The following is a 14,884-nucleotide window of genomic DNA, read 5'->3' as shown; positions in this document are numbered from 1 at the left end:
TTTGGAGTTATTTCCATGGCAGGTCATTCTAAATGGGCGAACACAAAGCATCGTAAAGCAAAACAAGATGCCAGCCGTGCTAAAGTTTTTACTAAATATATTCGTGAAATTGTGACCGCAGCGAAACTGGGCGGTGGTGATGCAGCCAGTAACCCCCGTCTGCGTGCTGTAGTCGAAAAAGCACTTTCGGTGAATATGACACGCGATGCCATCAATCGTGCCGTTCAGCGCGGTGCAGGCGGTGAAGATAATGAAGACTTAAATGAAGTCACTTATGAAGGCTATGGTGTCGGTGGTGTTGCTGTTTTGGTTGAAACCATGACCGACAACCTAAACCGTACTGTACCAGACGTTCGTCATTGCTTCTCAAAAACAAATGGTAACTTGGGTACTTCTGGCTCAGTGGCGTATTTGTTTACTAAGCGTGGTGAAATTAGCTTTGAAGACCTTTCTTTAGAAGACAAGATCATGGATGTGGCTTTAGAGGCAGGTGCTGAAGACATCGAAGTATCTGAAGATGGCATTTTAGTCATCACAACACCTGAAAGTTTTGGTGATGTACAAGATGCCTTAAATGCTGCTGGTTTAAAATCAGACAATGCAGAAGTTGTAATGAGCCCATCAACCAAAGCTGAAATCACAGATATTGACCAAGCTAAGCTCATTATGAAAATGATTGATATGTTTGAAGATCTAGATGATGTTCAAAACGTTTATACCAATGTTGAATTCTCTGATGATGTATTAGCACAACTTGATGCTTAATCTTCTCAGATCTATAAAAAATGCATCTTCTTAGATGCATTTTTTATAATTTATTTAAAAGTTTATAGCAGTTAAATACGTTATATTCTTTGATCACAAAACTTGAATGTAGTGCAACCACACTATCAATCTTACCGATACGGCGTAACAAGATTTCACTATAGTCATCCATATTACGTGCAACAAGTTCCAAAATAAAATCTGCACTCTGCCCTGTGACCAAAAAGGCATTGGTTACTTCTGGAATATCCTCAATTTCGGCTAAGAACTTATCAAAGGTTTCACTATCATGCTTACTCAATGAAACTTGCAATAAAATATGCAAGCTAAAACCGAGCTTATTAAAGTTAATTTCTCGTTTAAGCTGTCCCATCACCTGTGATTCAATCAGATTTTTGATACGACGATGGACCGAACTAACTGATAAATTAATACGTTCTGACAATTCATTTAGATTTACATCCTCATGAGTCAAAACTTCAAGAATTTGTTTATCAAAACGATCTAGTTCCATTTCACACCCTTTTTATACTTTGAAACATAAGAAAATATAGCGCCTCTAATATTATTGCGCTCTTTTAATTTTTTAAAAAGAAGATTTGGTAAAAAATTCCAATCATTCCTATTTTAAATCAAGTTTTTGTTGCCAACTACTCATATCACCCAAAAATTTCTCACTTTTTGGCTGTTTCCATCAAGATTTTTTCACTTGATATCCTGTGTTTAAATACTCATATTTAAGTGTAGTTTTATGCAGTTCAATTTAAAGGCTAAACGATAAAAAGTGAAAAACCGAGCTAATCGCTTAACTCGGTTTTCGTTCAAGTGCTATCAATTTTAGCACTAGGCAAAATGTGTTATGGATTCACAACCTGTAAATCTAAACCTGCTGTATTTGCAAGTTCAGTAAATGTTGGGAAACTGGTCGCCACTGTTTCTGTACCCTGAATAGTGATTTCACCAGAGGTACGTAAACCAGCCATACTAAAGCTCATGGCAATACGATGATCATGGTGTGATTCAATTTCACCACCATTAAATATTGCTGACCAATCACCAGATTTACCTTTACCTTCGATGATGATGCCATCTTCAGTTGGTGTGCAATCAATCCCCATGATTTTTAAACCATCTGCCATCACCTGAATACGGTCTGATTCTTTAACGCGAAGTTCTGCTGCACCTGTAAGAACCGTTTGCCCCTCTGCACAAGCAGCGGCAATGAATAAAGCAGGAAATTCATCAATTGCTAAAGGCACTTGATCTTCAGGCATATGAATCCCTTTTAATGTTCTGGACCCTTTAATATGAATATCTGCAATTGGTTCACCGCCTGCAATACGTTCATTTTCTACGGTTAGATCAGCACCCATTTGCTTAAGAATTTCGATCACACCAGTCCGTGTTGGGTTAATTCCTACAGCCTCAAGAACAACATCTGCACCTTCAGTAATTGCAGCACCCACCATAAAGAATGCAGCAGATGAAATATCAGAAGGCACTTGAATATCTGTGCCGACGAGTTTACCACCACCAACAAGCGAGATTTTATTACCTTCGGTTTTAACGTCATAGCCAAAAGCACGTAACATACGTTCGGTATGATCGCGTGTTGGTTCTGGTTCAGTCACAGAGGTTTCACCTTCCGCCCATAAACCAGCCAATAAAATACCTGATTTCACTTGTGCAGAAGCCATTGGTAAATCGTATTGAATGCCTTTTAATGCTTGGCTACCTGTAATGCTGACAGGTGGTGTACCTCTTTCACCTGTGGTCTGGATTTGTGCCCCCATTTCACGAAGTGGCTTTGCAATACGTTCCATTGGACGTTTAGATAGCGATGCATCACCTGTCATTACAGAGTCAAATTTTTGCGCTGAAAGCATGCCAGATAACAAACGCATACTGGTACCTGAATTGCCCATATACAATGCGCTTGCAGGTGCTTTTAAGCCTTGCATACCCACACCATGAATGATGACTTCACCATTTTTTGGGCCTTCAATACTCACACCCATATCACGGAATGCTTGTAAAGTTGCTAAGGCATCTTCACCTTCCAAGAAGCCTGTCACGTGCGTTGTACCTTCAGCAATCGCACCAAACATAATGGAACGATGTGACACAGATTTGTCACCTGGTACAGTGAATTTACCTGCGAATGTTTTCTTTCCCGGTAAAATGGTAAATTGCTGTGTCACCTTGTTTTTCTCCATCAAAGGTTTGTTGGCTAACATATGGTTAAAATGTTGACGTGCGGCTTGTGCATGTCCAAGCAAGCCCATCAAGGCTTGAGAATCTTCCTGTTCAATCAACTTTTTCAAAACTGACAATTGCTGTTCAAAGCCATCAACTGCTTTCAAAATTGCAGTTTTATTGGCAAAGAAAATGTCATGCCACATCTGTGGATCACTGGCAGCAATACGCGAGAAATCTCTAAAACCTCCAGCAGCATAACGGAAAATATCTAAATTATCCTCACGATTTGCAAGTTGCTCAACCAAATTAAACGCCATCAAATGCGGTAGATGGCTGGTATGTGCTAACACCTCATCGTGCTTAGTCACATCCATACAAATCACTTCTGCTTTTGCCGCAGACCAAAGCTGAATCAACTTTTCAACCGCCCACTCCGCACTGGTCGGAAGCGGGGTTAAAATCACTTTATGATTGACAAATAAATCAACTTTTCCTGCATGAACGCCCGTATGTTCTGCACCTGCAATCGGGTGTCCGGGGACAAAGCCAGCAGGTAAGTTTTCACCAAAGACTGCTTTAGCTGCATCGACTACATTGCCTTTGGTACTCCCCACATCGGTGATGATGACATTCTCAGCAAGATAAGGCTTGATCTGCTCAAGAACCTTCTGCGTGGCGCGAACAGGGAGTGCTAAAACAATTAAATCTGCATCTTGAACAGCGTCTTCAGGATTTGCATAACCCTGTTGAATCAAACCCAATGCTTGTGCATCTGCCAATGTTTTCTTTGAGCGAGTTGAAGCTACAATTTCAGACGCAAGCTGCTCTGCCACAATCACACGCGCAAGACTCGAACCAATCAGCCCAAGCCCAATAAATGCAACTTTTTTAAACAATACTTTAGAAACAGGTGGTTGAGACATAAAAGATGTTTGCCTAATGAAACGACTTAAATCTGGATAGATGTCTCATCCATCTATCCATACGATGACACAAAGTTATAAAACAGCAATTGGATAAGAGCCAAGCACACGCAGCTCTTTCACCATTGGGCGGATTTCATCCAATGCCGCAGCAACATTTGCTTGATCAATATGCCCTTCCAAGTCGATAAAGAATACATAAGCCCATTTCTCAGGCAATGCTGGACGGGTTTCAATACTGGTCAAACTGATTTGATGTTTTGCAAATGGTGCAAGGATTTCTAATAAAGCCCCTGCACGATCATGTGCAGAAATTAATAATGACGTTTTATCATTACCACTTTGAGGAATTTTCTCACGACCAATCACAAGGAAGCGTGTTGTATTTTCTGGGTTATCTTCAATATTGCTATGTAAAATTTCAAGATTGTACATGCTTGCTGCAATATCAGAAGCGATCGCAGCCGAGTGCCATTCGTTACGGATACGACGCGCTGCTTCTGCATTTGAGTTTAAAGCAACACGCTCTACACCTGGATAATGTGCATCTAACCATTTACGGCATTGCGCCAAGGTTTGTTGATGTGCATAAATCTGCTTAATACTGTCTTTACGGGTATTTTCAGAAACAAGGAATTGATGATGAATACGCAGTTCTACTTCGCCGATCACATTTAAGTTGGATGCTTTAAAACAATCCAGCGTATGGTTCACAATTCCTTCCGATGAGTTCTCTACAGGAACAACACCATAATGCGCACTACCTGCTTCTACTTCACGGAACACTTCATCAATGGTCGGTAAAGGACGTACAATCGCATCTTGACCAAAGTGTTTGAGAACTGCCGACTGAGTAAATGTCCCTTCAGGCCCTAAAAAAGCAATACTTTGTGGTGCTTCAAGTGCCAAACATGCAGACATGATTTCACGAAATAAGCGCGCCATGGTTGCATCAGATAATGGACCTTGATTACGCTGCATCACTTTTCTTAATACCTGAGCTTCACGTTCTGGACGATAAAACAAAGGATTATCTTCGGCTGCGAACTTCGCTTTAGCGACTGTTTCTGCCAGCGTAGCGCGACGATTGAGTAATTCTTGGATTTGTTGATCAACACTATCAATATCGTTACGAATTTGTTCTAAATTAAGTGAAGTCGATGTGTTCTGTCCATCGTTTACCATTGAATGCAGCCTCAGCAAAATCATCTATAAGAATGGATTACAATTCATCTGTGAATTGATTATCTAAGCTAGTATAACAAGACTTTAATGCATTAAACACGCTGAGTCTTAACTCTTTTTATGATTCAACTTTATCGATAATGATTTTCATTATATATTACCAAGCAAACGTTCAACGCTAGTGAATAAGTTATGTTTAAGCATCTTGGTATTTTGGCTTTTTCTTTACTGATCAGCACTCAAATCAGCTTTGCTCAATCAGCGCCAACCAATAACAATAACGCTCTGGTAAAGACAACTAGCCAAACTCAACAAGATTTTATCTTGAAGTCAAAATATACATCACATGAATATTTGATTCAGATTTCTGTTCCAAATAGTGAACTTCCAACGGAAGGTTTCCCTGTACTGTATGTACTGGATGGTAATGCAGCTTTTGACAGTGCAGCCAACATTGCCAAAGCAATCGGTGCTGGAGCAAATAGGTTGGGATTAAGTCCTGTCGCCATCGTTGCGATTGGCTATCCCAATCAAAATACCTTCGATGTACAGAAACGGGCTTTAGACTACACCCCAAAAGCTTCTGCTGAATTTCAGAAACAGGCCAAGTACAGCTATGGTGGTGCAGACCAATTTATTCAATTTATCGAGAAAGAACTCAAACCTGCAATCAATTCGCGTATCAAAATCAATCCGCAACAACAAAGTTTGTTTGGACATTCATTTGGTGGTTTATTGGTATTACATACCTTCTTCTCCCAACCACAAAGCTTCCAACGTTATATCGCAGCCAGTCCTTCGTTATGGTTTGACAACTATGCGCTACTTAATCGACAAGCGGATTGGCTAAGTAAAAAACAGTATAAAAACCAAAATCTCATGTTGATGACAACAGTGGGTACTCACGAACACGGTAAAAGCCCAACCCCTGATCTTGAGTCATTGCAAAAGCAGAATCGCTTTTATCAGAACTTTAGCAAACAACGTTCGGATCAATTTTTATATTGGGACTATAAACATCCCGCAGAACAGCATCTCACCAATATGTATGCAAGTTTACCCAAAGCGATTATGTTAGCGGGCTGTCAGCCGCAAAGTTGCTCAGCTTTATTTGACGAGCCGACCAAATAATCATTTGAAAAAAATCAGCCTGCATATAGCAGGCTGAACGATATTTTCAAAAATACTTTTCTTTAAGCTTTACCAATCAATCCACGCGCAACAATTTCTTTCATGATCTCGTTCGTACCACCATAAATACGCTGGATACGAGCATCTGTGAAGAAACGTGAGATTGGATATTCAGTCATATAACCATAACCACCAAACAACTGAAGTAGGTTATCAGCAACTTTCATCTGCATGTCTGTACTAAAACTCTTAAGCGCTGCCGCAGTTTCAACATCCAACTTACCTTCATTATATAAAGCCACATTCTGGTTGTAGAAAGCAGCCGTTGCTAACTCATCAATTTTCGCTTGAGCCAGTACAAAACGGGTATTTTGGAACTGGGCAATTGCCTGACCAAATGCTTGGCGTTCTTTCACATAGGCTGTTGCCAAATCAATCGCACCACGAATTGCACCAAGAGCTGTCGATGCAATCGCTGTACGTTCACGTGGTAACTCTTGCATTAAGTAAGCAAAGCCTGAACCAGCATTACCGAGTAATTGATCTTTCGGAACTTTTACATTATCAAAGAATAACTCTGAGGTATCTTGAGAATGTAGACCAATTTTGTCTAGGTTAGTGCCTTTCTTAAAACCATCCAAATGCGTATCGACCAGCATTAAAGATACGCCTTTGGCGCGTGCTTGAGGATCAGTTTTAACCGCCAAAACCACGACATCAGCATGCTGACCATTTGAAATAAATGTTTTAGAACCATTGAGTAGATAATGATCATCTTGCAAAATTGCACTGGTACGCATTGCTTGTAAATCAGAACCAGCACCCGGCTCAGTCATACCAATTGCACCAACAGCCTCACCTGACACCATTTTTGGTAGCCAATATTTTTTCTGCTCTTCTGAACCAATATGTTGAACATAAGGTGCTGCAATCTCAGAATGACACGAAATACCAGTCGATAATGCGCAATAGCCTGCACGAGCAGATTCTTCAACCAACATCAATGAATAATGTGTTGGAACACCATAACCACCATATTCTTCTGGCACATCTACACACAAGAAGCCATTTTCACCCAATAATGTCCAAACAGAACGCGGCATAAGACCTTCACGTTCCCATTGCTCATAATGAGGCGCAATATGCTCACTCATAAAACGTTTAAAATTATCGCGGAAGAGTTCCAAATCTGCATCGTAAGCTAACATCATTATTTCCTTTCGATTTCATTTTTCTTAAAAAAATACTTCGCAGCCATGCTAATGATTTTTACGCCTACTGTCATGTCCCTTTTACATCAAATCACTAGACTGATTCGGTCAATATTTTTTTCGTAAATGCCAATATCAAACAACAATTGTCTAATCATTAAACAGCTCTATTCATTTTTTACGCTCAACCAGCCACTTTTATGTCATATTAATTTCATTCTTAGCGACGACTTCAATACGACCATGAATACGAAACGAAATATCTATCAAACAGCAGAACATCCATTCGCTCAGTATGTTCGTATTTTAGGTAAAGGAAAAACAGGCTCTCGCTCGCTAAGCTATGAAGAAGCCTATCAAGCCTTTAGCATGATTTTAAAAGGTGAAGTTCTTGACGTTCAACTCGGGGCTTTTCTCATGCTATTACGCGTCAAAGAAGAATCTGTGGATGAACTGGCAGGTTTTGTACAAGCCACGCGTGATCAACTGAATTTTCAACCGCTTGATATAGACTTAGATTGGTCATCTTATGCAGGTAAGCGTAAGCATTATCCGTGGTTTTTATTAGCAGCACTCACCCTAGCTCATCATGGTTATAAAATTGTGATGCATGGTGCTTCAGGTCATACCATTAACCGTGTTTATACCGAACAAGTTTTACAATACTTAGGCTATTCAATTTGCCAAAATGAGCAAGATGTTAAAGTACAACTCGAAAAACATAATTTTTCATTTTTACCGCTGGAAGTGATCTCACCTATTTTAAGTGAACTGATTTCACTACGAAATGTAATGGGTTTACGTTCTCCGATTCATACACTTGCACGCCTGATTAATCCGTTTAATGCCAAAGCGACCTTACAAGCCATTTTCCATCCAGCTTATCGGACGTCACATCAACAAACCGCTTTCCGTTTAGGCTATCAAAATAGCGCTGTGATTAAAGGTGAAGGTGGGGAGTTTGAGCGTAATCCTGATGCCAAAACTTTAATTTGCGGCATTAAAAATGGTGAACTTTACGAACATGAACTACCAAAGTTAACGCCTGATCGTAGTCCTACTGAGGAGGAACTTGACCTTGCTGTATTTAAAGCTGTGTGGTTAGGTGAACAAACGCATGAATATGGGGAAATGGCAATCATAGAGACGATGGGCATCGCCTTATATACCATGGGTGCAGTCAATAATTATGATGAAGCAATGGCAAAAGCGAAAGAGCTTTGGAATAGCCGTTTAAAATAGAAATGAATGGGGGCGATTTCTCAGTGATTAGTGAAATTGCCTTCAATCACTGAAATGTTGGTACAGATCTCATTTTTGGTCATCACTTCTATCTTGAGCTTCTCGGTATACCAAACATGATAACTTATGCCAAAGTCAAAACTCCCAAACTGATTACAGATTCCAGCATTATGTTGTTTTTCAATTTCATTTATAGAAGTCCCAATAAGCCGCTCTGGATGACTAAAAAATGCTTCAACCTGCTGTTCATTTTGGATTCTTTTAAACTTTTCATCCTCAAAAAAAACAATAGGATTCAGCGAGTAATTCTTTTTAAATAATTCTTCATAAATAATAGTTAGAATAACAGCAATAATTGGTAGCAGCAGAAACAGATGATAATTTTTACTTATCCAGAAATAAATACTTAGCCGTAAAAGCAATCCTATTACTAGACCTCCATAGATATAAGAGAAACAAGCCTGAATTTTTCTGAATTTAAAATTATGGCAAAACCGATATAAAATTAATGCAATAAAAATAAAAGATAATAATATTAGTGAGTTAAAACAAAGGAAACTAAACACTCCCAATAAGAAGCACATAAAACTAATTATGGGCACAACTTAATCTCCTTCATATCCCCAATATCCCTCAAAAGTCTATAATGCAATTCAATAGATTTTTGAGGACAGATTTCAAATTGAGGTATTATTTTTTATTCGTCACTTCCAAATACCAAATTGTTTCTCCCCAACTATTATTTTTAATCTCAGGAAAGACTTCTCCTTGTTCAAAATAACGGGATTGTAATTGATTTGCGGGACTCCACCAATTACCTGATTGTTGGCAAACTTGCCCTGCGAAGCCTTTTAAATTTTCGACTTGGATGGTCTCCGCTGAACCACCTTCATCTGCAATCCGCTCAACTAAGGTCCAAGTACAATCACCATAAAAGGTCTCAAATGTATCAGGATCCATACCAGTAGCTATAACACTACCTACTCCTCTATCCTCTTCCTCACTTGCTGCCATAAACTCAATTCTTTTTCTGTCTTCTTCACAAATATAAATACCTGTTTTTCCAACTTTCTCATTAGATTTAACTATTATTTCTGGATTTACCCTATAAATTGGATAAGAATCAGGTAAAACTAAATTTATTTCATGAAATATATCAGCTTCAGGATAATCAATAATAAGCTCATCCATATCCCAATAGGTTGGATAAGTATTTTCAATAACCGAAGCATACCGTCTGACAATGGAGTAATAATCCCAACATTGTTTTACTTTATCTGTAGGTAAATCATCCATCCAATGTGGAGAAAATTCACTTAAACCTTTATCATTAGAGCGTATTTCCCCAGTACAACGCAAATAAGTTAAATCACCTGATTTTATTTTTGCGTATGCATAATCTATACGATCCATAGTACTTCTTAAATTGGGAAAAACTGTCCCACCCCATTGAATATCTACTTGCTCAGGATAGGGTAAACTTCGTAAATTATACGGTAAATTATGCATATAGATTTCAAATAGTTCTTCTAAACTATCTAGAAAAAGACGGTAGTTATTTCGCATAGTTTCAAAAAATGCTAACGAGCTAAATTGTTCTAACAAATATGCAGCTTTGGGATTTACTTCGTAATTCATGACTTTCTCTATCTTGTTTATCTCGGTTTATGTTCTTATTTGCTAGCTAAACTATAATCCCCTATTTTAGTTTGCAAGGTTGGAACCCCCACCATTGAAAAATCACCAATTTCTGTGTCCGTACCATAGCCCCAACCTGTCAATTTACGCTTGCTTAATCCAGAAGCAACCAAGTCATTGGGATCTAGTACGATCTGGATTCCACCACCTTTTAAATAAAACTCACCAAGCTCTTGTGAGGCAGCAGGCCCCTCCCAAGCATATAACTTTTTACCTTTAGGAACTGTATATTCGAGATATTCACCATTAGCATTCCAGCTCGCCCAAACCGCAAATTTATCACGCCACTCTTCACGGCTTTTTAGCTTTTCAAACTCCGACTTTCGCATCCAGCAAATACTATTATCAAAACTGCCAGGGGCTAAAACACGAATAAGAACCTCACCTTCTCCAAACACTTCAGCTTTAATCATACCTTGAGCAAAAGTATCATATTTTCCTTTTAAAGGATGTTTTAGTTTAGGATTCTTCAATGCAGATTGCACATTCCCTAAACTAGGATGTAATGGTGTACTTGCTGTTTTTGGGTCTTTTTTTGCTTGAGGAAAAGGTAATCGCCTATTTTCTGGAATTTTACGCACCCAATCTGGTTTTTGTTTACGAAATGCTTCCAGCTCTTCACCATCATCCAATCTTCTAAATTGAGTCACATTTCTAACATTAGTCGTCGCTTTAAAAGCTTGATCACTTTCTTTTTCGATTCTAACAGCAAGTTTTTCCAAGAAATCTTGTACAGGTTTTAAAAACTCACCAAGTTTCTGATTTGCTAAATTACGAACGTCAACGACCGACTGTAACATTTGCTTAGCCTTCGTCCCAACCGCCTTACTCGCATATTTCTCGATAAACTTGACGGTGTCTCTTAGATGACCAACCAACTGATCAAATACTTTGAGTAAAGATTGTTTTGAAACTAAAGCTTTTACTTCCCTTATTTTATTGGCTATAGCTTTATAGATATTTGTAATTTTTGCTTTTTTAATTGCATTCTTTACAGCAGGACGTGCAAGAAACTTATTGAGTTCAGTAATACCTGTTTCTATCGCAGGTTCTGCTAACTTATATATATTACCACCTGTAAATTTCAAACCTTTAGTTGCAGGCTTAAGCATGAAACGACGGATTGGCGCCAAAATCACCTTAAAGATACCTTTAAATAATGATCCCAAGACAGGAAATAAACCAATTAATGTTAAAATTAAACCGACCCAAGCCCAAGGGTTATTACTATCTTCTTTAATCTTAACTGAGTTTGCACATAAATCTCGAACATCACAAATTTGATCTACAAAAGGAATCATAGAGATTACTGTCCCAGTCACAATTTGTGCTGTAGATTGGTCTTCTGCGAAATCCCCCTGTAACACTACCCAGAGCCATTCTGCAATATCAGCAGCAGTTTCCTTACCTTTTTTAATTGCATCATTTACTGGGGCTGTAAACCATGCCAGAGCATTTGTCAGTTCTTGCTTAGATGGTAAAAAGTCTGACATTAAAATGCCCCTTTATTTTTATCAATTTTGTTAAGCTCATCCATTACCGTATCAAATTGATCCCATGGTGAATCCTCCTCCATAGGTGGCTGCTCATACTCAACTCTTAGCGCTTTATCTGGAACATTTTCATGATGAGCCTTACCATGCTCATCTAATCTTCCTTCAATCACCTGATTATTTTCAAAAAATATTTTATAACCTAAATTGGCTAATGGCGTATGCTCCACATCTAAATGCTCTAAAGCTATCCAATTCTTTTTCTCAAATCTTGGTAAAGCTGGGACACTCATATTGGCATTCGCACCACCCTTTAACAAATGCTGCCCAGCCTTCACCTCGAACTTCCCACCTGTGGTTGGGAATATCCCCGATCCATTGACTTTAAGTTCAGAAGTATCCGCTTTAAATACAATTTCTTTCGGGCTAGTTAAGTAAATCGTATCTTCTGTCGAGATAATCTGAATACCAGCCTTCGCCAATATCTCTAAACCATCCGACTGTGCTTGTATCTCAAACTTACCTTTTGCCGCAACTTGTTTAATCCCAGCTTGTGCTGCAAATAGGCTGATCTTTTGGCTGGCTTGGGCAATCAAGTTCTTCTGTGTGGTCAGGTTGATGCTATCCCCTGCAAGTTGATTCAGTTGCCCATCTGCGGAAAGATGAATATCTTCTGAAGTGCTGAGGCCAATCCCGTTTGGTGAGCTAAGTAATAAGATGGCTTCATTAAATTTAGCGATCTTGTCTTGAATTTTTTCGGCAAATGCCTGTAATTGTTCTAAGGCTTCCAGCTCATCAGTCTGTTGATTCTTAGCCACTTCACTCAAGGCTTTGGCATTATTTTGGTTGCCTTCTAGTTGTTGCTTGGCAGTTTGCGCTTCGAGATGATCGCCTTCGGCTTGTTCTTGAGCATGGGTGGTGATCAGTAAGCCTTCTCCTGCTCGGACTGCTCCCCATTGGTCGGTACGCAGTTCAAAGCCTTCTCCTCGGTCTTCACTTTCCGCTTGGGCTTTGGGATGACTGAGTTTACCAAGATTGAGTTGGCTCGCTGCATGGCTGCTTTGTAGTTGTGCACTGATCTGTCCAGTAGTGTCATCAAAGCGCAGTTGGTTATAGCCTGTGCCTTGATATTCTTTACTTTTAATACCTGCTAGTTTTTTGGTGTCAGGCAATTGTCCTGCATTGTCGAATTTGGTTGGGCTGCGTTGTGCTTCGTGCAATCGTCCTGTGACAAAGGGACGATCAATGTTGCCGTCAAAGAAGTCGATCACGACAATTTCACCGATTCTCGGTAGAAAGCGTGCGCCATAGCCTTCGCCTGCCCACGGGGTCAGTACATCCACCCATGCTGAATCGGTGTCATTGTCATTACTGCCTGCACCACCATCGTGGCTATGGTCATCGTTTCGGGTAAACAGGAATCGAACTTTGATTCTGCCCCATTCATCGACATGGATTTCTTCGCCTGCTGGCCCGACCACTTTGGCACGTTGTGGGTGGGCTGCTGGGCAGTGTTGTAATGGGTGGTATTCAGGTACGGTTTTGATGGTGCGACGTTGTAGGGTTAGCTGATTCGCTTGGCGTTCTTCGCTATTGTTTGAATATTGCCAATTGCTTTGGTTGATCAAGCTTTGGATTTGTTGGTTTAAATCTTTGGGTAGGTTGTTCTGATTAAACCAATCTTTTTTGATGATCAGGAATTCTTGATCTGATCCACTATGCTGATCAATTTCAGGATGTTCGTTGAGTTTAAACCAATAGCCGACTTGCGTATCTCGTACTGTGCTATGTGCAATAAAGTGTTTGGCTTGGGCATCATGGTAGTGACTGAGGTTTTGATTGAGTTTTTCAATTTGGCTATTCCCGGATGCTGTTGCGCCATCTTCGCCATTGAGGTCGTGCATCCATGCTGGGGTGAAGTGCCATGCATCTTCGAGTCCTAGACTGGCATTGTCATGTTGTTGACTATGCTGATGTTTGCTTTGCACACTACCTGCGCCATCTTCTTGTTCTAAAGTATCGGCTTGCCAGCGTTGGATATGTACGGCTGTCGATTGTAGACTGCGTTCGGCAATCAAGCTGGTCATGCTGTCGTATTGTTCGGTGGCACTGCTGCGGTGATAGCGAATTGTTCTTCGATTTAAAGCTTGGTATTGGTTGTTATCGTCAATCAAACGCAGTTTTTGTGCTTGGATTGGAGTATTACTGTTTGCAACGGTGAGTTGAGCTTCGTCAATCAGCCAGTTAATCCCCTCACTTCTCAGCAGTCGGGTAATAAAGTCATAATCGCTTTCATTTGCTTGCATCACAAATGGACGGATATCGTAATCTTGAGTCACGCTGCTTAAATCAAGGCTGAGACTGGATGCAAATAGTGGACTACGTTGTTGCCATTCTTTAAAAATTGTTTGAACAATATCCAGCACGGTTTTATTCATAAACACGCGGCTGTTTCTACGTTTGTGCCACAGTGCAGTCGGGTCTTGGAGTTTGAGCTTATATAGGGTCAATGAGCCGTCACTTTGCCCTTGTACAGCTTCGGTAATAATCCCTGTGGTTCGAAATAATGTGCCTGTGTCAGTGACGGAATCGACAGCAACTTGGCAACCAATGAATTGTTTTAATTGAATAGTCGCGTTCGTTGACAGACATATAAGCTCGGCAGTAACGCCTTCATTGAGGCGATGTGTACCTTCAATACGTTGCAGAAATACCTGATTGGCTAAAGCAGAATTAGAAAATTGAATATGAATGGCACGTTTTTGTGCAGTTAAGCCAAGCTGTTCTAAAGCAAAATGAATGGTATTGAGCATAAGTTTTTATTGAGTTCTTTTAAACTTGTGGGCATTTTACAGAAAAAAATCATTTTATGCTCAGACAGTTTCGTCTATTTGTGACAAATTTTGTCTCATTTTATTGCAACTTTATGCTTTAGCAATCATCCATAGATACAAACTATAAAAATCAATGTTTAGCTCTTATTTACCCTTAAATTAAAAAAAGCTCCTACATATTTAGGAGCTTTGAATTAAACAAT

The 14,884-nt window shown here is 39.6% G+C and carries 11 protein-coding genes; 3 read left to right on the top strand and 8 right to left on the bottom strand.

Features of this window, described 5'->3' with window-relative positions; all coding sequences use genetic code 11:
- The first annotated feature begins 15 nt into the window (after positions 1-15).
- Positions 16-765 carry a YebC/PmpR family DNA-binding transcriptional regulator gene (locus MMP72_RS09790; RefSeq protein ID WP_241316810.1) on the top strand — a complete coding sequence of 250 codons (750 nt, stop codon included), beginning with the start codon at positions 16-18 and terminating at the stop codon, positions 763-765.
- Between the two features lie 43 nt (positions 766-808).
- On the opposite strand, the gene MMP72_RS09785 is transcribed toward MMP72_RS09790, so the two are convergent.
- The 3 genes from MMP72_RS09785 to pheA form a co-directional block, all read right to left on the bottom strand.
- The gene (locus MMP72_RS09785) at positions 809-1,279 is read right to left on the bottom strand and encodes an Lrp/AsnC family transcriptional regulator (RefSeq protein ID WP_130161335.1); all 471 of its coding nucleotides are present in this window, start codon (positions 1,277-1,279) and stop codon (positions 809-811) included.
- Between the two features lie 343 nt (positions 1,280-1,622).
- Entirely contained in the window at positions 1,623-3,887 is a 2,265-nt protein-coding gene (locus MMP72_RS09780) for a bifunctional prephenate dehydrogenase/3-phosphoshikimate 1-carboxyvinyltransferase (RefSeq protein ID WP_241316807.1), read from the bottom strand.
- Positions 3,888-3,962: 75 nt separating this feature from the next.
- Complete coding sequence (gene pheA / locus MMP72_RS09775; protein WP_241316805.1) at positions 3,963-5,072, bottom strand: prephenate dehydratase; 1,110 nt, start codon at positions 5,070-5,072, stop codon at positions 3,963-3,965.
- 192 nt (positions 5,073-5,264) lie between these two features.
- Between pheA and MMP72_RS09770 the strand changes: the two genes are divergently transcribed.
- The gene (locus MMP72_RS09770; RefSeq protein ID WP_241316804.1) at positions 5,265-6,203 is read left to right on the top strand and encodes an alpha/beta hydrolase-fold protein; all 939 of its coding nucleotides are present in this window, start codon (positions 5,265-5,267) and stop codon (positions 6,201-6,203) included.
- Between the two features lie 62 nt (positions 6,204-6,265).
- On the opposite strand, the gene MMP72_RS09765 is transcribed toward MMP72_RS09770, so the two are convergent.
- The gene (locus MMP72_RS09765; RefSeq protein ID WP_241316802.1) at positions 6,266-7,411 is read right to left on the bottom strand and encodes an acyl-CoA dehydrogenase family protein; all 1,146 of its coding nucleotides are present in this window, start codon (positions 7,409-7,411) and stop codon (positions 6,266-6,268) included.
- 246 nt (positions 7,412-7,657) lie between these two features.
- Here MMP72_RS09765 and MMP72_RS09760 point away from each other — a divergent pair, with 246 nt between their 5' ends.
- Positions 7,658-8,656: a glycosyl transferase family protein gene (locus MMP72_RS09760; RefSeq protein ID WP_241316801.1), complete on the top strand. Its 999-nt coding sequence runs from the start codon at positions 7,658-7,660 to the stop codon at positions 8,654-8,656.
- Between the two features lie 20 nt (positions 8,657-8,676).
- Here MMP72_RS09760 and MMP72_RS09755 read toward each other — a convergent pair whose 3' ends face one another.
- The 4 genes from MMP72_RS09755 to MMP72_RS09740 all read right to left on the bottom strand — a co-directional run bounded on the left by MMP72_RS09755 (position 8,677) and on the right by MMP72_RS09740 (position 14,660).
- The gene (locus MMP72_RS09755; protein ID WP_241316799.1) at positions 8,677-9,258 is read right to left on the bottom strand and encodes a hypothetical protein; all 582 of its coding nucleotides are present in this window, start codon (positions 9,256-9,258) and stop codon (positions 8,677-8,679) included.
- An 88-nt stretch (positions 9,259-9,346) separates the two neighbouring features.
- Positions 9,347-10,294 carry a hypothetical protein gene (locus MMP72_RS09750; RefSeq protein WP_241316797.1) on the bottom strand — a complete coding sequence of 316 codons (948 nt, stop codon included), beginning with the start codon at positions 10,292-10,294 and terminating at the stop codon, positions 9,347-9,349.
- Positions 10,295-10,329: 35 nt separating this feature from the next.
- Positions 10,330-11,847, bottom strand: a complete 1,518-nt coding sequence (locus MMP72_RS09745; protein WP_241316795.1) for a hypothetical protein — start codon at positions 11,845-11,847, stop codon at positions 10,330-10,332.
- Positions 11,847-14,660 carry a type VI secretion system Vgr family protein gene (locus MMP72_RS09740; RefSeq protein ID WP_241316793.1) on the bottom strand — a complete coding sequence of 938 codons (2,814 nt, stop codon included), beginning with the start codon at positions 14,658-14,660 and terminating at the stop codon, positions 11,847-11,849. Before MMP72_RS09740 ends, MMP72_RS09745 begins: the two co-directional genes overlap by 1 nt.
- Positions 14,661-14,884 lie beyond the last annotated feature (224 nt).

The sequence above is a fragment of the Acinetobacter sp. NIPH 2699 genome, from assembly GCF_022549355.1.
Taxonomy (GTDB): Bacteria; Pseudomonadota; Gammaproteobacteria; order Pseudomonadales; family Moraxellaceae; genus Acinetobacter.
This window is presented reverse-complemented; position numbering and strand designations above follow the sequence as displayed.

Coding starts and splice junctions, on each gene's coding strand:
- MMP72_RS09765 (WP_241316802.1), bottom strand. CDS start 7,411: ATGTTAGCTTACGATGCAGATTTGGAACTCTTCCGCGATAATTTTAAA.
- MMP72_RS09740 (WP_241316793.1), bottom strand. CDS start 14,660: ATGCTCAATACCATTCATTTTGCTTTAGAACAGCTTGGCTTAACTGCA.
- MMP72_RS09780 (WP_241316807.1), bottom strand. CDS start 3,887: ATGTCTCAACCACCTGTTTCTAAAGTATTGTTTAAAAAAGTTGCATTT.
- MMP72_RS09760 (WP_241316801.1), top strand. CDS start 7,658: ATGAATACGAAACGAAATATCTATCAAACAGCAGAACATCCATTCGCT.
- MMP72_RS09745 (WP_241316795.1), bottom strand. CDS start 11,847: ATGTCAGACTTTTTACCATCTAAGCAAGAACTGACAAATGCTCTGGCA.
- MMP72_RS09770 (WP_241316804.1), top strand. CDS start 5,265: ATGTTTAAGCATCTTGGTATTTTGGCTTTTTCTTTACTGATCAGCACT.
- MMP72_RS09790 (WP_241316810.1), top strand. CDS start 16: ATGGCAGGTCATTCTAAATGGGCGAACACAAAGCATCGTAAAGCAAAA.
- MMP72_RS09750 (WP_241316797.1), bottom strand. CDS start 10,294: ATGAATTACGAAGTAAATCCCAAAGCTGCATATTTGTTAGAACAATTT.
- MMP72_RS09785 (WP_130161335.1), bottom strand. CDS start 1,279: ATGGAACTAGATCGTTTTGATAAACAAATTCTTGAAGTTTTGACTCAT.
- pheA (WP_241316805.1), bottom strand. CDS start 5,072: ATGGTAAACGATGGACAGAACACATCGACTTCACTTAATTTAGAACAA.